This window comes from Chitinophaga sp. CF418, from assembly GCF_900142925.1.
Taxonomy (GTDB): Bacteria; Bacteroidota; Bacteroidia; order Chitinophagales; family Chitinophagaceae; genus Chitinophaga.
This window is the reverse complement of sequence record NZ_FRCN01000012.1, coordinates 1-17,461: the sequence shown is the minus strand read 5'-3', so window position 1 is coordinate 17,461 and position 17,461 is coordinate 1. Positions and strand designations below refer to the sequence as shown.

Here is a 17,461-nt window from a genome sequence, read left to right as displayed (position 1 = left end):
TGACCACCTGCCGGCAGAACACGGGGGGGAAATGATCAAATATGGGCGCTAAAATGGTAAAAACGGGCTATTCTTTCCAGTTCACCACGTTAAAATCCTTGTTAAAGGAGCTGCGATACTTTTTGATGTATTCAGAAGGGTTCATACCGAAAAGCTTTGAGAATTGCTTCCTGAAATATTTCATGTCATTGAGGCCTACCCCAAAGGCGGCTTCGTTCACATTACAATCTGTACTAAGCAGCAAGACTGCCGCCCGGCGCAAACGGATAAAGCGAATAAAGGCATTGACGGAATGACCTGAAATGGATTTTACCTTCTTGTAAAGATTGGAATGGCTCATGCCTATTTCTGCGGCCAGCATTTTAATGTTAAAAGTGTCCTTGTCCAGGTTGTCCTCCACGACGGTGATGCAGCGTTCCAGGAAGTGTTTGTATTCGGTGGAGATCCTGGCGTCGTTCTTTTTCAGTGTGATCTTGTCGAAAAAGTAACCCTGCAGGGCATTCCTGTTCTGGAGGATGTTCTCAATACGGGCCAGCAGCAGATCCTGTTCAAAGGGTTTTGTAATGTAGTCGTCCGCACCACACTCAATGCCCTTTAGTTTGATCTCCTGGGAGGGATTGCCAGTGAGCAGGATCACCGGTATATGGCTGAGGGTCGGATCCTGTTTAATGGTATTACACAGTTCCATTCCATCCATTCCCTTCATGAGCACGTCACTTATAATGATATCAGGGTAATGTTCCCGGGCTAACTTCAGACCGTCCTCCCCATTATCTGCCTCCAGGAAAATGAACTTCTCGCGGAACAGCAATTGCAGGTAACCCCTGATCTCGGCATTGTCATCCACCACCAGTATAGACCGTTTACTGGTGAAAATATCTTCCAGGGGGCTTTGTTCATTGTCCGCCCCCGGCCGTTCGAGGGATATTTCGCTGGTGATATTGCCCATCAGCTCTTCCAGCATGGCCGGGTCGTCGGTCATCTCTTCAAAAATGTACTGTCCGGCGAAATGGCTGGTGCCTTTTCTGAGCTGTACGGTAAAGGAGGTACCTTGTCCGGGGGAACTGGTGAAAGATATCCCACCTTTATGGCTTTCGATGAAATGTTTTGACAGGTATAGCCCGATACCGAAACCGGCTTTACCGGAGGTCTGCTTTTCCTTTACCTGGTAGAACTTTTCGAACAGTCGTTGCCCCGCATCTTCGCTGATGCCGCAGCCGGTGTCGGTGATGTTGACGGTAATGGTTTCCCCGTCTTCGTCAACAATAAAGCTGACTGTTCCATTCTCAGGTGTGAACTTCAGGGCGTTTGACAACAGGTTAAACAGTACGATCTCAATCTTTTCCCTGTCTGCATATACTTCAAGCTGCGGGGTGGAGCAGTTGAATATATAATCGATCTGTTTTGCTTTGGCCTGCTGGCTGAAGGACAGGTATACCTCTCTGCAAAGGTTATGAAAGTCGAGCCGGGTGATTTTCAGCCTGTCCATTTCACTGTCTGCTTTACGGAACAACAGCAGTTGGTCTACAAGACTAAGTAACCGCCGGGCATTCCGGTATACGACTTCCAGTCCGTTGCCGGGTGTTTTGTCGCTGTGGTTCAATAGCTCCTTGACGGGATTGATGATCAGCGTCAGTGGTGTTCTGAACTCATGAGAGATATTCGTGAAGAAGGCCAGTTTCTTTTCGTTCAGTTCTTTTTCTTTCTCTGTTTCCAGGCGGGCCAGGCGTATATCGAAGGCCGCCTTTGTTTTCTGGGCCTTATACTGCAGGTAGGTATATGCCATCCCTGCGATGGCTGCCAGATACAGCAGGTATGCCCACCAGGTACGGTACCAGGGTGGGAGGATGGTTATCTGCAGGGTATATTCCCGGGTATTCCAGACGCCTTCGGTATTGGTCGTTTTTATCCGGAAGGTATAATTGCCTTCATGCAGGCGGGTATAGTTCGCTGTTCTGGATTTGCCGACATAGTTCCATCCTTTGTCCCATCCGTCCAGATAATAAGCGTAATCTATCTTGTCGGGAGCAGAGTACTCGGGCGATACGAAATCAAACGCCAGCACTGCTTTATTATAAGGTATCTTCAGTGAGGTGATATGATCAGTAGTTCTTCCGGTAACATACCGGGCTGCCTGTTCGATAGGAATATTATCCACTTTTAAGCCTGTCAGCAGTATACCGGGCGTGCCGGAGAAAGAGGGCAGGCTGTCAGGGTAGAAAATATTCAGTCCTTTGAGGCCGCCAAATATAAACTCGCCGGATGGCAGTGCCAATGCCGCATTATAGTTCAGCTGATTGGAAAGTAGTCCGTCTGATTGTGAATAGTTCTTGAACGTCTTCTGCCGGGGATTGAATTTTGAGATACCGTAGAACGTGCTGATCCACAGGTTACCGCTTTTGTCCTCCAGTATTTTCAGGATGGAGTTGTTGGAAAGACCGTCTGCTTTGGTATATCGCACATAGGTGCCGGTTTCCCTGTTGAAGAGGAGCAGACCTCCGCCTTCGGTACCTATCCAGCAATTACCGGCTTTGTCCTGGTGAAATACCCGGACGGGATAACCGATATTATATGTTTGGTGATGCTTAGTCGTTCTGTCAATCTTTATCAGCGATGTATAGTCGCCAGCCCAGAAGTCGCCCTTATTATCTTCCGCCATGGAAAGAATATTGGTAAGACGACTGTCGAATACTTCAAAGCGGTTAGTCTCCCTGTTGTAGCGATATAGCGGACTGCCGGTACATACGCCTGCCCACAATGTTTTGGCTGCATCCTCGTAGAGCAGCCAGGTGTTTTTGTCCTCCGTACCATTCGCCTGGTTGAAACAGGTATAATGGTCAAAGGAGCGTTTTGCTTTGTTGTAGCGGTAGATGCCTGTGCCCCAGGTAGAGATCCAGATATTATTCTGGAAGTCGCGGGTGATACTGGTTACAAAGTCGCTACATAAGGAGGCATCATTACCCGCCAGGTGTCGGAAGTTGGTAAACTGGTTCTGTTTCCTGTTCCATATACTGAGTCCACCGCCGTCGGTACCGATCCATATATTGTGGTCAACATCTTCGCAAAGGGACAGTGTAAAATCGTTGATGAGGCTATTAGGGTTCAGCGGATCATGCGTGATCCGGGCAAATCCTGCTTTCCCCGGATCAAGGATATTAACGCCTCCCCGGAGGGTACCTATCCATTTACGGCCTTCATGATCTTCAAAGATGGAGAATACAGCTGTGCTGGTAAGCAGTTCTTTGTTCTCCGGTGAAGCCAGTCGCGTGATCTTTTCTGTAGACAGTGGCATCATGAAAACACCTTCCCCGTCTGAGGCAATCCAGAGCGTATTATACCTGTCTGTGATGAGGTGCACTACTCTTTTGTTATGGGTGGAGAGCATGCTGGTAAAGGTATTGGCAGCGACTGTATATTTATACAGTCCTTCGTCTGTCCCCAGCCATAGCTGGCCCTTATGATCCGCCTGTAAGGCGATGCCGTTCCTGATATTATCATTGATCACGCGTACTACGCCGCTGGTATTGTCGTAGATACAAAGCCCGATACTGCGCACAAACAGCCAGGTATGTCCTGATGCATCTATTGTTATTGATGAGACTTCATAATGCGTAATAAGGTCGTCCCGATATCTGAGTGGCGCCTGCCTGGCTGGTCCTGAGGGATTATAAACAAGCAGTCCTTCGCCGTTAGTGCCGATGAATATAGTCTCGTTTGCTCCGGGCAGGACAGCATTCACCGGAACCAGGATCTTTTTTTCCTTTGTGCTTTTGTAAGGCAGGTAGGGAAGGCCGGAGAAACGGCCGGTGGCATTGTTGTAGATGCTGATACCTCCCCGGGTACCAATCCAGAGCCGTTTATGGTGATCTTCAGTGATACAGGCAATCCGGTTGTTGACCAGGGAGTTGCTGTCATTGAATTCGTTTCTGTAAACAGTGAAATTGTAGCCATCGTAGCGGTTCAATCCATCGTAGGTGCCAAACCACATAAAACCATTGTGGTCCTGGTAAATGCTGGTCACGGCATTATTGGAAAGTCCCTGTTCGATACCCAGATAGGTGAGTAATGGAGGAGCGGCAGCAAAGGAATTGACTGGCAAGGAAAACACGTACCATACCCCGAGGATGGCGAGCCTCAGATATTTGTTCATATTCACTGTATTTATACTGTCCCTTTATTCTATTTTCATAACGACTGTCAGAAAATGTACGGAACTTATTTTAATAAATGAAATTCCCGGTCGGAAAATATTGAATATGAGATGTGATGGGAGAGAAGTGTAATATGATGAAATAGCGTTAAATTGCGGGTATAAATTTAAATGTTACCCCCGGCTATGAATAGCCACAAAACGGACAAGATATGCTTAGAAGCAATGATGCCGTAAAATTCTGGCGTTGGTTTGAGGAGAAAGGTGATGACTTCCGCTTTTTCAGAGAAATGGATCCGGAAGAATGTGAAGAAATATTTGGAGAGCTCACGGAAAGACTCCATTTGTACTGTACCAGCCTGTTTTACGAAATGCGCATAAATACGAATAATGAGGGTGAGCTTATTATTACCGCTGAAGGCGATGAAGAATTCTTCGATGACGCAGAATTCCTGGTGTCAAAAGCGCCGGCAATTGATCGTTGGACGTTTACCGCATTGATACCGGCGGAGGAAGATAACGAGGGTATCGAATACGAAGACCTTGATCTGTCTCCATCTGAAATGTGGTTTACTACCATTGAAGATGAGGATCAGCCACAGAAGGTGAACCTGGTGATCCATTTTAAGGATTATGAGCTTGTTAAACGGAGCGAGCATCTTGAAACAGCGATTTTTCTTTTGCTACAGAGTATTTTGGGAGAGAAAATGTTTGCCCAGTATATTAATGTTTATACGATGACGGAGTTACCGGGGGATCCTGTAGAGGATGGATTTTCGGAGTTGAGTAGTTTGCCGGAGTATCTTGCGGCCATGAAGGAGGAGAGGGAGAAGGGGCTGCAAACACGTGACTCCTGAGGGAGCCTATCCGGTGTATGCTGAGAATGCGGTATGATGATGACTCATCTCATCCTGGATTAAAATCAAAAGAGGTGTAGTATGATGAATACTACACCTCTTTTGATTTTAATGTATATGAACTTCCTAGAAGTTAACCCATACGATATACGCCTGTTTGTCTCTGCCTTTTCTTTCGATCATCATAGTTGCAAAAGATTTACCATCTTCAGCTGCAGTGTTCATCTCCAGCTGGCAGAACCTGTTTTCATCTTTATTCTTAGGATCTCCGAAGAGGTACGATTTAACAACTTTTGAACCATCAAAGTAAGCATATATTGTGTTGGTAAGACTGATACGTCCCATACTTTTATTGTCCTTAGTAGTTTCCTTTTCACTCTCGGTATTCCGCACGTTCTCGTTATAGATAACGTATTCTTTGTCATTTACAAACATGTAGTCGTAGGAGTAGAAACCGGACAGGTTATTGTAGCTATATCCCTGGCCTCTGAAATTCCAGTTTGACATTTTGCGGCTGTAGAGGTCAAACATGTACAGCGTTGCCTCAGCTTTCTGGTCCTTGGCAATAGCGTAACTACGTAGCTCCTTACCACTCTGGTCCATATTCACGATACCCATAGAGCCCAGGTCTGTATAGAAATGGGTACTGGTATGGGTGCTCATACGGCCATTGGTATATGATGTATATGTATTTGTAACAGTGTAGTTATCCATTTCTTCAAACATATACGTGATTGTATTATCATCATTGAGCTTAAAGTCCTGGATGATACCGAGGTATTTACGTTTTGCCTTCAGGTGTTCATCTGCATAGGCAGTTAACTTCGGATGTTCTACGAAATATTTATTCTTCAGTTCCAGTGAAAACGGATCGAAGATGTTCATCTGCAGTACAAACCCTGTAGATTTTTTTCCTTTGTCCATGGTCGGCATACGTTTCACGCTTTCAGCCTCGATAGCAGTCAGCATATACAATTGCTTGTTAGCCTGGCTGTACTTCATTACGGTCTCTACTTTCTTGTAGTCGTCAGTACAGAGAGTCCTCCAAATGCCATTCCATAAGCTTTCCCCATGCTAACGCGCTGCATAGAGGCGACCATGTCTTCTTTTATTTTCCTGCCGGACTTAGCGTCAAACACCATACGGTACAGGGTAGGGCGTTTTTTAATAAATTGTTGTATGAAAACCACCGCCTGACCGTTGATTTCATACACGCCTTTGAGAGAGGCGCTTCTCATTTTTTTCTGTTTCCAGGAGTCGACTTTGTTATTTACGATTCCTTTCTCGTGATGTTTCTGGTCATAGACGGTAACATCGATCCCTTTTTTGGGTGTAAAATGGAAAAACAGGGTGTTACCATTTTTCATGAGTACAATTCTGCTGGAACCGCTTTCAGGTTCTTCAAATCCTGTTGTGCTGCGGCTGTAGGTGGGTATTCCTGATTGCGCTATTGCTCCAAAAAGCATAAGAAAGCAGAGCTTAGTCAGAATAAGCTTCTTAAACATAGATATAGGTATTTTGATGCTGTAAAAATGGGCAAATATTTTTTACATAGATGTTAAAATTTATATAATGGTGGCCGTGCCCACCAGCTGATGAAGCTACGACTATCAATAGGTAAGATCTGTTCATGCATGAACCTTTCAATATCAATAGAATAATATTAAAATAATTTAATATATTGCAGGAGCTGTTGTAATGATCAAACAAGTGACTAATCGCCTGGCGCAGGCAAATAGCAGATAATTGGATAAATCGCTTTGGTACTTTCAATTTTCAGCGAAGAGAACTGCGAATCATTCGCGAGAGCTGTAATAAGATTATTAACACTAAAAAACTTAGCTATGTTTGCACTGGGAGGCACAGAAATTTTATTGATTTGTTCAATTATTGGAGGAGTGATCGGCTATTTCAAACGAAATAAAAATAGAAAAAACGGCGCTCTTATAGGAATTATTCTGGGGATATTGGGTTCCATAGTTGTAAATATACTATTGATAACTTTTGTATTTCAATCATACTTCGCGATACCTGTTTACGCTGTTTTAGGCGCCTGGCTTTTTAATTATATCTGGTCCAAATTCCAAAAAGAGGAAGAACCTATTAGTTAGAATAGCTTTTGCTTCATTAAGGGTATAAGATCAATTCACCACATCCTTTTTCTCGTTATTACAGTAGTATTCAAAACTAAAAAAGGGCTCGCGGTTACAGAAGTAGTGGACAAGCTAAGAATCGTTGACTGAATGATGCGCTTATATCCAACCCTTCTTCTGCGCCAGTAATACCAGGCCGATACGATTGCGGACATTCAGCTTTTCCATAATGGTATTGGCATGTCCCTCCACCGTACGTGGCGAGAGAAAAAGCTGTGCGGCGATCTCACGATACGTTGCTTCTGAGCAAAAATGTGGCAATAGTTCCCGCTCTTTATCGCTCAGCTCCGTTTTTACAACTTCTTTCTTTATATAGTCATTGGACAGCGTTCTGCTAACCTGCGGGGTATAATAACCCCCCCATTATAACATGCCCAATACGTATAACCTGGAAAGGAATAATAAAATAAAGTTCATTGGCTGGTTATTGTAATGATGATGAGCTATCTAATAAAAGAAATAAACACTTACACTAAGCCGAAAAGCCTTCAAGTGTCTAGACTTGAAGGCTTTTAAATTTATAAAAGTGATTTAAGGTTAAGTTTAAATGTCCTTAGCTTCTACTTCTTCTTTTTTTGAAGGAATAACTCCCCAGATCAATGCCGCGATGATCAATACCGCAACTATTTTACCTCCATATCTTGTGTAGAAAGGCAATTTATTAAGTTCTTCCTTTTTTAGCTTTTGTGATGCTAAAATTGCATCTATTTTGTCTTGAGGTATATCATAAAAAGCGTCTCTTTGTTGATCAAAGATAACCAGTTTAGGTTCTTCCATGACGTATAATGGAAGGAAATAAGCAATGTTGTATTCTTTATGAAGCGTCGCCAGGTCAATAAAATTGCCATCGTCTGATTTAAATTCATCTGTATTAGGTAAGTCATACACTTTGTTTAATACTTCTCTTTCCCCAAAAGGAATTTTAATACCTGCAAAAACAGAAGTTGAGGAAAACGTAATTAGTAAAGCGATAAAAATTGGACGGATCATGGGATGCATTCTGATTTAATATTACTTATTTAAGGTTAATAGCTTAGACTTATAGTCTGTAGGGCTAATGTCAAAATAAATATACATTTTTTATTTAAATATGATAAAATAAAAGTATTCTATATAACTCGCCGATAATTCCTGTAGTTTTTCTGAATACTGGCAACTTTTGCGGTAGTGGCCACAATGAATTTCACTCGTGGTATATGGTATTTTCTTTACTATATTTACAATAACTTGAGCAATGACACTACTAAATCACTGGTCTTTATGACAAAAATGGAACAGGCTTTTCATTTATTTGATGCTTATAACCAACAGGATCCATCCGAAGTAATATGGGATGGCAATCATTATCCATCTGAATATTTTTACGCCATTCAATTGTATGAATGGGTGAAGAAACTTAATCCGGAAGCCAGCGAGCCGCTTTTACTTGCTTCGAGGAGCCAGCACATAGGAAGATGGGAAATCGACAGAAAAACTTACCCGGAAGGGAGAGTAGGCTACCTGAAATGGAGAAACGATTTATCGCATTTTCACGCACAGAAGGCAACGGAAATATTGCAGTCGCTGGGATATGACGCGGACATCATTGCCCGGGTCAACGAAATTGTATTGAAGAAAAAACTTAAAACGGATACTGATGTCCAAACGATGGAGGATGCCCTTTGCCTGGTGTTTCTGTCATTCCAGTATGATGATCTTATAAAGAAACATGCAGAAGAAAAGATGATTAATATTTTGCAAAAAACATGGGCAAAAATGAGCGCAGAAGGAAGACAGGTGGCCTTGTCTCTTGCTTATAGTGATGCGGGACAGATGCTCTTGAATAAAGCGCTGAAAGGTGCTGGCCAATAGGCTATTTGCTTATCTTATCCCGGACTACGATTGAGATCAACCAATTTGGGGCTGTCACAATTTTGCCCTGATATCTTGATAAAGATAAACCCGGTTTACCAGTTCAGCGAATACTTCGCAAGCAATTCCGGATTTTAGATTTAATCTTGATTTATTCCTATATCTTCGCGGCCCAAAGAAGTTCTTTACTTTATTTTTCCAACAGGAAAGGTTTTGCTTTTCAGTAAATTAATAGGGAATCGTGTGTAAATCACGAGCTGTCGCGCAACTGTAAGTAACTACCAAAGTTTATATCGACATATCCACTGTCCGCCTCCGGCGGATGGGAAGGATGGTATAAATGTTACAAGCCAGGAGACCTGCCTTTTCTAGTGGACGACGCTTTCGCGCAATAAAGCAGGTCGGTCTGGATAATATTTATAACGGTTTTGGGTACCCCAACAAAACCAGCGCTGTCAGGCGCGTCCTCCTCCTGCTCATGTCCTAAAGTGCCGTAAAATGCTGCAAAGAGCTTTTAACTCATTTAATCTATAAGTTAAAAGTATGCAAACACCTACATTCTGCTGCTCGCGAACTAACAGCAAACAGGCGAAAAAAACATTTTCATTCCTTCTATCATTCGCGTTACTATTGTCTTCTATTCTGAGTTTCGGGGCTGCGCCAGGAAGGGTCAGCGGGTCCATTCAGAATGAAAAAGGAGATGCAATCGCTGGTATCAGTGTGCGGCTGGAAGGTACCGGTTATGCTGCTGTAACCGACGGTGACGGCAGATTTGACATCAGGAATGTCCAGGCAGGAAGTTATACGCTCCTTGCCAGCGGCGTGGGCCACGAGGCGAAGAAGGAAAACATCATTGTGAAGGAAGGCCAGGCGCTGGAATTGAACTACAAGCTAAATATCAGTACCAATGAGCTCTCAGAGGTAGTGAGCAGCGCAGCCAGGCGACAAGCTTTTTCTGCGGTCAACAAGATTGACGTACCCCTTCGCGACATGCCGGTCACCACATCAACGGTATCTGTAAAAACCATTGAGCAACGCGGGATCGACGATCTGGGCGAAGCAATGAAAAACACCACCGGGGTGAGAGCTAACAATACTTACGGTGGCTTCCAGCATTTCACGATCAGGGGTTTTTCAAATTTTGTGCTTTTGGTCGATGGTGTGCGAGATGAGCGTCATAACATTTCCACCAGCGCCCCGACCACAAACCTGGCTAATGTCGAGTCTATCGAGGTGTTAAAAGGCCCGGCTTCTGTCTTGTTTGGACATTCAGCGCTGGGCGGGATTATTAACATTGTCAGGAAAAGACCAACTGCGGGCTTCAAAGCAGATTTTTCTGCCAGCTATGGCAGCTTCAACACCAGAAGGATCCGTGCGGGTGCAGGTGGCGCAATCAATGATAAGCTGCGTTACCGGGTAGATTTTGGTATGTCTGACACCGAAGGATACAGACATTCCGGATCGAATACGAACAACGGTTATCTGGCGCTGGAATACACCCCGACCAGCAAAGATCAGTTCTATCTGACTATTGGTGCCAATAAGGATATTTACGACACCGATGCCGGGATACCAATGCTGGAAGGCAGTAAAGTAGCGCCGGGAATGAATGTAGATACCCGCTACAACGATCCCCAGGATTTTCTCAAACATACCCGCTACGATTTTCAGTTGAAATACACCCGCCAGCTGGCCAGCAATCTGCGGCTGTCAAACCAGCTCTCATACTACGACGACAATATCAACTATTTCTCAACGGAAGAGCTGAGCTTCAATCCGGCGATGGAATCATTGCAGCGATCGTTTCCATTTTACTTTAACCACCTGACAAAGCCCTGGCAAAATCAGCTGGAACTGACTTACGATTTCAACACAGGCCCGATCGGACATAAGCTGCTGGCAGGGTATTCGGTCAGCATGCTGGATAGAAAGACTTACAATGGAGAGATTTTCGGCGCAGGTCTCCATGCGACTATTCCGGTTAATAGCCCGGTTCTTAACCAGGGTTACCTGAGCTATACCGATGTGAACTACCGCGCAACCATGGAGAATGTCCACGGGATTTATCTGCAGGATTTTATCCGTTTTTCCGATAAACTGAAAGGTATCGCCGGTCTTCGTTATGACATCTTCAATGGCACTTATTACACCGACAAAGTAGACGCAGACCGTAACGTAACGGAACACGGTGTAGAGTCGACCATTTCGAAATCTGCATTGACCTACAGACTGGGTCTGGTGTATCAGCCAATCGATCCATTGTCAGTCTACGGATCATTCTCTACCTATTTTAAGCCTTCGCGCAGAGTGGCTCCGAACGGTGAGACTTTCGATCCGGAAACCGGGTATCAGGGTGAAGTTGGCAGCAGATTGGAGCTTTCCGGAAAATGGTCGGGAAATCTTTCATGCTATTATATGCGAAAGAACAATCAGCTGGAAGCGCTTCCGGGTGGTGTCTACAAGCGGATTGGTTCGGCGGAATCAAAAGGTTTTGAGCTGGAAGTAAACGGAAGTCTTCTGCCGGGTTTAGATGTAACGGCAGGATATACTTTCTCGAACGCGAAGATCCTTCCTTTTTCATCTGGCGAAACAAATAAAGTAGCAGGCAAGACCGTCGCGTTTGCTCCCAAAAATCTTGTTAACGCCTGGGTTAATTATGAAATTCAGAACGGGGCTGCGAAAGGATTCAGTATCAGCGCCGGTGCTAATTATATGGATGAAACTTTTACAAATAGCTCCAATAGCTACGTTTTACCATCCTATACCGTTTTCGACGCTGCGTTGGGTTATCGCATTGGACGGATTGGACTGAGAGTGAATATGAACAATCTCTTCAATGAGAAATACTTCGCCAACGCGATTTTCTCCAACCAGTTCTCGCCGGGAGCTACCAGAAACTTTCTCGTCACAGTACGGTACAGCCTTTAATGCATGAAAACTACTGTTAAACTATTTTTGCTGGTTCATCGCTACCTGGGCTTTGCATTGAGCTTGCTTTTCGTTGTATGGTTTCTGTCCGGCTTCGCGATGATGTACGTGCGGTATCCAACCATGCGGCAGCACGAAAAATTGCGGAACCTGCCACCGGTGGACTTACAGTCATGTAAGCTGAATTTAAATGAAGCATTGACAATGGCTGGAGTCAAAGACACAATGAGGACCGTCCGGTTGGGTATGATGCTCGACCGGCCGGTTTACCGTCTTACCACCACCAGGGGCGATTACAAAGCCGTATTTGCCGACAACGGAGAGCTATTTTCAGGAACAGATTCAGTGCTGGCCGGCAAGCTGGCCAGCAGCTTCGGCAAACCTGCTAGGGTGGGCAAGACAGCCGTATTGACCGAAATCGATCAATGGATGGCAGCGGCGCGGTCGCAGGGCTACACGACGCCTGTGTACCGGATGCAGATAGACGATGATGAGGGTACTTACATTTATGTTTCTACACAAACCGGAGAAGTCGTTCAGCGGGTCAACGCCCGCCAGCGCTTTCTGGCCTGGTTGGGACCAATACCGCATTGGATCTATCCGACTGTTTTGCTAAGGAACCGGCCGCTCTGGAACGACATTATCATCTGGATATCCTCGCTGGGCACCATCATGTGTATTGCAGGTATTGTTATGGGATTTGTCAGGTATAAACGAAAAGATAAATCCTCCTTCGAATTCAGTCCATACAAAAAGCGCTGGTTTCGCTGGCATCATTACACCGGCTTTGTCTTTGGCATCGTTGCTTTTACCTGGGTGTTCAGTGGACTTTTGTCGATGACGCCATGGGACTGGGCTCCAAATACCAGACTTGACATGGAAGAAACAGCGCAATGGACAGGTGGGCCGATGAAAGCGGAGCTATTCAGCTTGTCTTCATTGAAGGCAATTGAGCGCCTGAATGAGATTTCAGTGAAAGAAATCCATTTGATACAGTTACACGGCAAACCCTACTATCTGGCCTGCCAGGATGATGATCATACGCGCCTGATGCCGGCAGATGCAGATGCTGTTATACCTTTCGAAAAGTTCGATCATCGACCGTTCATAAGCATGGTGCAGGCCCTGAACCCGGGCATAGGGATCAAAGAAAGCCTCGTACTCAGCGAGTATGACGATTACTATTACTCGAAGTATAATGAAAAACGACTACCAGTCCTGAGGGTGAAGATGTCTACGTCGCAGGAAACCTGGTACTACATCGATTTAAAGACCGGCCAGGTAGTTTTGAAGCATGAGAAATTGAGCAGGCTTGAACGGTGGTTGTACCACGGGCTGCATAGCCTGGATTTCAAATGGCTGGTTTACAGGCGGCCATTGTGGGATTTGGTTGTTGGTTTACTACTGATCGGCGGGTTGAGTGTGAGCTTTACCGGACTGGTGATGACGTGGAAATGGATAAAGCGAAAATCCTCTACTTCTGGTAGACTATTTAGTTTATAGGAAACTATTTGAACCATTGTTGTATCGATTCATGTTTGCGACTAGATTGATAAGAAGAGGTATTCGCCTGAAAGGGCGTGTGGTGGGACATGTCCATAAGCCATCTGTTGATCAGGAAATCCAGTATGCACCAATAGTGGCATTTATTGACCAGGATGGTGCCGCCCGCAGCGTTACGTCAGATAGATATAGGCTGGAAAAACTGGTTATTAATTCGCCGATAGACGTCTATTATGATGAAAATAACCCTGATGATATTTTAATTGACAATGGTATTGTACTCATTTCCAGACTAATCGCGTTGCTGGTTTTGGTGGTTTGTTGGGTCATTATGAATGTAATAGCGGTTAATCGTATTTTAGGATAAGAGTAATAATAATTCTCAATAAACTAGTTTTAAAATAGATTCCCGAACCCCAGAGATTTCTCCTACATTCTTATGGGAATCGTATCTTTAACCCCGAAACCATATTCTTTTAAAACATCGTAAACCCATCACCTAATTCCATACCTGTTGATATACAGTACAATCTGTAGAGAACCCATCAACATCCAGCATCTTTTCCCACTTAAATACTATATATGAAACACTCTCTATTACTATTTGCATGCCTGCTATGCGCATGCATCCTGAAGGCAGGCGATATTGTCCTGCCGCCGGTATCTGCCTGGATTAAGTTCACGAATCCGGTCCAATCCGGCAGTCTATCCTATGGTATTGAAAATAACCAGAGCGGTGAGGGGTACACAGAAGTCGCTACTGTGGATGGTGTACCCTGTAGGAAGATCCCCGCAGGAAAGTTTATGTATGTCCGTTGTGACAGAAGCGCCGTTCCCACTACGGCTAAAAAGATCATTCTGTCTATCACGTATTATGACAACAGTATGAATTTCGTGTGGCTGAACTACACCCGTTCCGGTACAGGATGGGGAGGCGCCGATTTTAAGAAGTCAAATACAGGAAAGTGGGTTACCCGCCTGGTATTCCTGGAAGATGCAGGCCTGGATGGCAGCATGGGATATGGTGGAGATATCCGTCTCGGATATGGTTCGGAAGATACTTATATCAAAGACATAACGGCTTATGTCGGATCATTGAACCCGGATGCACAGCCTATTCCTGCCAGACCTAACAATCCCGCTTCGGAGTTTGTAGGTAAATCATTTGCGGGTTACCAGTTATGGCACGAAGCAGGGGCTAAGGCGGAGGATTGGAGCCATTGGGCATATGACAAAGTACCTGCTGCAGGAAGGGGTAACCATAATACAGAGACCTTCCCTCTGCTGGCGGATTATGAGAATAATCCGAACGTGCCGATGTATGCCACCAACTTCGCAAATCTCGGAAATGGTAAGCCTGCGAAGTTGTACAACTCTACCGATAAAGGTGTAATAGATGTACAGATGGCATTGCTCAAAAGAACAGGCTTTGACGGTGTGGCTATTCAGCGTAATGCACCTGTTGGAAGGAATATGAAGTACACTTCCTCCGATGATTATTATGTCCATATCAGGAACGCCTGTGAAGCCAATGGCAGGTTGTTTTATGTAATGTACTGTATGCCTGATCAGAACAATGGGGAAGTGAATTCCATTGACCTGGTAGAAGGTATTAAACGTGATTGGGTATACCAGATGGAGCAGATCTATGAGCTGACCAGGTCCGGCGCTTACGCTACAGTGAATGGCAAGCCGGTAGTAGAGCTCTGGGGATTGGGATATTCAACTATCCTCGTGGACAAAACACAGGCGCTGGAACTGGCGCAGTTCTTCAAAGACCGGGGTTGTTATGTGATTGCCGGAGTACCGAGAGACTGGAGATTGAGAGATGGAGGTTCCCGTCCTGATTTTGAAGACGTTTACAAAGCGTACAACATGATCTCTCCCTGGACAGTAGGGGTATACAGCGATACGACAGGAGCCGATAATTTCAGAACACAATACCTGATCCCTGATAAACAATACTGTGATCAGAATGGCATGGGATTCTATCCGGTGATATTCCCCGGCAGTGCCTGGTCGCAGCATGTATCAGGTTATCCGAATGATACCCGCAGGCTGGGAGGGAAGTTCCTCTGGAAACAGGCCCGTAATATCAAGAGTGTAGGCATAAAGTCTATGTATTACGCTATGCTGGATGAGTTTGAGGAATCGACCAATATTATCAGTTCAGCGGTGGATTATTTTGATATTCCGACAGACCAGTATTTTGGTACCTTGTCTATGGACGGTATCTGGACCTCGTCCGACTATTACCTGCGTCTCGCAGGACAAGCCGCCCGTTTGCTGACCAGTACAGATACGCCTGCCGAAATTCCGATCCCTTATTCACTGGGGCCGATCTATTACAGGAACAGTTTTGAAAGCAGGGTAGCGAATTGTCTCATCAACAATGTACCGCAGGATATCGTTTCTCCCATTGATGCCTGCTTCTATAAGAATGCGGTATTATCGTCTGCAGGTGTGAGCAATACTACGGTAACGATCGACAATGCAGCCGCATTCTCAAAGAGTGGCGTGTACACCGTAAGGATCAATGGTACGGCTGCCGGAGCATCTTCTTATTACTATAAAATATCAGAAACAAAGATTGCGGTGAAGGCCAATATGCAGTTGAGTTTCTGGAAATATACCGTGAATAATCCCGGTAGGTTTACTGCTGTAGACCTGACGTTCAAATCAGGTAAGTTGCTGCGTAACCTGACCGCCTATAAGGATAATAATGGCAACACCATGCATCCGAATGTAGGCCGTGGTACTGTAGGCAGCTGGGAAAAGTTTTCCTGCCAGATCGGTAAGGGGGAGCTGATCGGGGATGAGATCACCGGTATCAGTATTGCTTATGACAACTCCGCGCTGAGTGGCAACTTCACGGCTTACTTTGATGACATTATCATCGAGGATGCGCAGGATACCACTATCACCAATCCGCCATCACCGGCTCCGATTGGTAGTACTATTTACCTGTATAATGATACGCTGCTGGTATGTTCCGAGAATGGTACGCAAGCAATGAACTGTAACCGTACCGGCTTAGGACCATGGGAGAAATTTGTAGTGGTGGATGCAGGGAACAGTACTATCGCCCTGAAAGGAAATAACGGACTATATATAACTGCTACCAGCCCGATGTACTGTACAGGTACTACCCTGGATAGCACTACAAGATTTAAATGGATCAACCTAAGCAGTAATACCGTTGCCTTCCAGAGCCTGAAAGGTCTGTATATCTGTTCTGAGAACGGTACAAAACCTATGAACTGTAACCGTACAGCTATTGGTGGATGGGAAACGTTCAGATGGGGTACTACGTCTGCAGCCAGAGTAGCAGCTATGCAGGTACAACCGGTGGAGGATAAACTGACAAAGGCAAGCCTGAAGATCTATCCGAATCCTGCAAGAGAACAGGCAACATTGTATTACCAGCTGCCGGCGGCGACTGATGCAGTGATAGAGATATACAATTCAAATGGTGCGCTGGTGAAGACTTTGAAACAGCATATCGCCGCAGGTGAACAACGTATATCCGTGACTACAGGTAGTTTAGTGCCGGGGGTGTATTTGGTGAAAACTATTTCTAATGCAAAGATTGAGACGAAGAAGTTAGTGGTAGAATAGCCTTTCTTGCTGTGGTTTTGAAGGAAGCCGTCTCAAAAGTAATTTGGGATGGCTTCTTCTTTTTATACAGTTTTTTAAATAAAAGGAGCCGTTTTGTTAACCATATAATGTTTATTGTGTTATAGGGAGTATGGCAAGAGGCAAAACATTATCAGTTGTATTTAAGAGCAATCACCAGAACCAGGGGATGCTGTTACCACCAGATTTGAATGATCTGATTCCAGCTAATCATCCAGTCAGAACAGTCAACGATATTTTGGATAAAGTTGATATCACAAAGTTAATCCAACAATATAAGCCAGGGGGAACCAGTAGCTATCACCCACGTATGTTGTTAAAGGTCCTGGTCTATTCCTACATTAATAATATATATAGCAGTCGTAAAATAGAGGAGGTTGTTA

13 protein-coding genes and 1 riboswitch are annotated in these 17,461 nt (G+C 44.8%); of the genes, 8 read left to right on the top strand and 5 right to left on the bottom strand.

Going from position 1 to position 17,461, the window contains the following annotated elements; genetic code table 11:
• Positions 1-67: 67 nt before the first annotated feature.
• Positions 68-4,150, bottom strand: coding sequence for a two-component regulator propeller domain-containing protein (locus F3I09_RS24135; RefSeq protein ID WP_149697626.1), 4,083 nt, complete (start codon positions 4,148-4,150; stop codon positions 68-70).
• Positions 4,151-4,362: 212 nt separating this feature from the next.
• Between F3I09_RS24135 and F3I09_RS24130 the strand changes: the two genes are divergently transcribed.
• Complete coding sequence (locus F3I09_RS24130) at positions 4,363-5,007, top strand: hypothetical protein (protein WP_149697625.1); 645 nt, start codon at positions 4,363-4,365, stop codon at positions 5,005-5,007.
• Positions 5,008-5,133: 126 nt separating this feature from the next.
• Here F3I09_RS24130 and F3I09_RS24125 read toward each other — a convergent pair whose 3' ends face one another.
• Both F3I09_RS24125 and F3I09_RS24120 read right to left on the bottom strand, forming a co-directional pair.
• Positions 5,134-6,009 carry a hypothetical protein gene (locus F3I09_RS24125; RefSeq protein ID WP_149697624.1) on the bottom strand — a complete coding sequence of 292 codons (876 nt, stop codon included), beginning with the start codon at positions 6,007-6,009 and terminating at the stop codon, positions 5,134-5,136.
• An 8-nt stretch (positions 6,010-6,017) separates the two neighbouring features.
• Positions 6,018-6,512 carry a hypothetical protein gene (locus F3I09_RS24120; protein ID WP_149697623.1) on the bottom strand — a complete coding sequence of 165 codons (495 nt, stop codon included), beginning with the start codon at positions 6,510-6,512 and terminating at the stop codon, positions 6,018-6,020.
• A 339-nt stretch (positions 6,513-6,851) separates the two neighbouring features.
• On the opposite strand from F3I09_RS24120, the gene F3I09_RS24115 reads away from it, so the two are divergent.
• Positions 6,852-7,118: a hypothetical protein gene (locus F3I09_RS24115; protein WP_149697622.1), complete on the top strand. Its 267-nt coding sequence runs from the start codon at positions 6,852-6,854 to the stop codon at positions 7,116-7,118.
• A gap of 141 nt (positions 7,119-7,259) precedes the next feature.
• Here F3I09_RS24115 and F3I09_RS24110 read toward each other — a convergent pair whose 3' ends face one another.
• Both F3I09_RS24110 and F3I09_RS24105 read right to left on the bottom strand, forming a co-directional pair.
• On the bottom strand, positions 7,260-7,445 hold the full coding sequence (locus F3I09_RS24110; protein ID WP_223233384.1) for a response regulator transcription factor: 186 nt from the start codon (positions 7,443-7,445) through the stop codon (positions 7,260-7,262).
• 258 nt (positions 7,446-7,703) lie between these two features.
• Positions 7,704-8,150, bottom strand: a complete 447-nt coding sequence (locus tag F3I09_RS24105; protein WP_223233363.1) for a hypothetical protein — start codon at positions 8,148-8,150, stop codon at positions 7,704-7,706.
• 270 nt (positions 8,151-8,420) lie between these two features.
• Between F3I09_RS24105 and F3I09_RS24100 the strand changes: the two genes are divergently transcribed.
• The 6 genes from F3I09_RS24100 to F3I09_RS24075 all read left to right on the top strand — a co-directional run.
• Positions 8,421-9,011, top strand: a complete 591-nt coding sequence (locus tag F3I09_RS24100) for a DUF4202 domain-containing protein (RefSeq protein WP_149697619.1) — start codon at positions 8,421-8,423, stop codon at positions 9,009-9,011.
• Positions 9,012-9,202: 191 nt separating this feature from the next.
• Positions 9,203-9,393: riboswitch (cobalamin riboswitch) on the top strand.
• Between the two features lie 161 nt (positions 9,394-9,554).
• Positions 9,555-11,939: a TonB-dependent receptor gene (locus F3I09_RS24095; protein ID WP_149697618.1), complete on the top strand. Its 2,385-nt coding sequence runs from the start codon at positions 9,555-9,557 to the stop codon at positions 11,937-11,939.
• Between the two features lie 3 nt (positions 11,940-11,942).
• Positions 11,943-13,442 carry a PepSY domain-containing protein gene (locus F3I09_RS24090; protein WP_149697617.1) on the top strand — a complete coding sequence of 500 codons (1,500 nt, stop codon included), beginning with the start codon at positions 11,943-11,945 and terminating at the stop codon, positions 13,440-13,442.
• Between the two features lie 31 nt (positions 13,443-13,473).
• Positions 13,474-13,809 carry a DUF3592 domain-containing protein gene (locus F3I09_RS24085; RefSeq protein ID WP_149697616.1) on the top strand — a complete coding sequence of 112 codons (336 nt, stop codon included), beginning with the start codon at positions 13,474-13,476 and terminating at the stop codon, positions 13,807-13,809.
• 215 nt (positions 13,810-14,024) lie between these two features.
• Positions 14,025-17,060 carry a T9SS type A sorting domain-containing protein gene (locus tag F3I09_RS24080; protein WP_149697615.1) on the top strand — a complete coding sequence of 1,012 codons (3,036 nt, stop codon included), beginning with the start codon at positions 14,025-14,027 and terminating at the stop codon, positions 17,058-17,060.
• Positions 17,061-17,190: 130 nt separating this feature from the next.
• Positions 17,191-17,461: transposase (locus F3I09_RS24075; protein WP_149697603.1), on the top strand; the 271-nt coding region annotated here is incomplete at its 3' end.

Bases quoted from the DNA above. Each gene is read 5' to 3' on its own strand.
- F3I09_RS24135 (WP_149697626.1), bottom strand. From the start codon at position 4,150: ATGAACAAATATCTGAGGCTCGCCATCCTCGGGGTATGGTACGTGTTT.
- F3I09_RS24130 (WP_149697625.1), top strand. From the start codon at position 4,363: ATGCTTAGAAGCAATGATGCCGTAAAATTCTGGCGTTGGTTTGAGGAG.
- F3I09_RS24125 (WP_149697624.1), bottom strand. From the start codon at position 6,009: ATGAAGTACAGCCAGGCTAACAAGCAATTGTATATGCTGACTGCTATC.
- F3I09_RS24120 (WP_149697623.1), bottom strand. From the start codon at position 6,512: ATGTTTAAGAAGCTTATTCTGACTAAGCTCTGCTTTCTTATGCTTTTT.
- F3I09_RS24115 (WP_149697622.1), top strand. From the start codon at position 6,852: ATGTTTGCACTGGGAGGCACAGAAATTTTATTGATTTGTTCAATTATT.
- F3I09_RS24105 (WP_223233363.1), bottom strand. From the start codon at position 8,150: ATGATCCGTCCAATTTTTATCGCTTTACTAATTACGTTTTCCTCAACT.
- F3I09_RS24100 (WP_149697619.1), top strand. From the start codon at position 8,421: ATGACAAAAATGGAACAGGCTTTTCATTTATTTGATGCTTATAACCAA.
- F3I09_RS24095 (WP_149697618.1), top strand. From the start codon at position 9,555: ATGCAAACACCTACATTCTGCTGCTCGCGAACTAACAGCAAACAGGCG.
- F3I09_RS24090 (WP_149697617.1), top strand. From the start codon at position 11,943: ATGAAAACTACTGTTAAACTATTTTTGCTGGTTCATCGCTACCTGGGC.
- F3I09_RS24085 (WP_149697616.1), top strand. From the start codon at position 13,474: ATGTTTGCGACTAGATTGATAAGAAGAGGTATTCGCCTGAAAGGGCGT.
- F3I09_RS24080 (WP_149697615.1), top strand. From the start codon at position 14,025: ATGAAACACTCTCTATTACTATTTGCATGCCTGCTATGCGCATGCATC.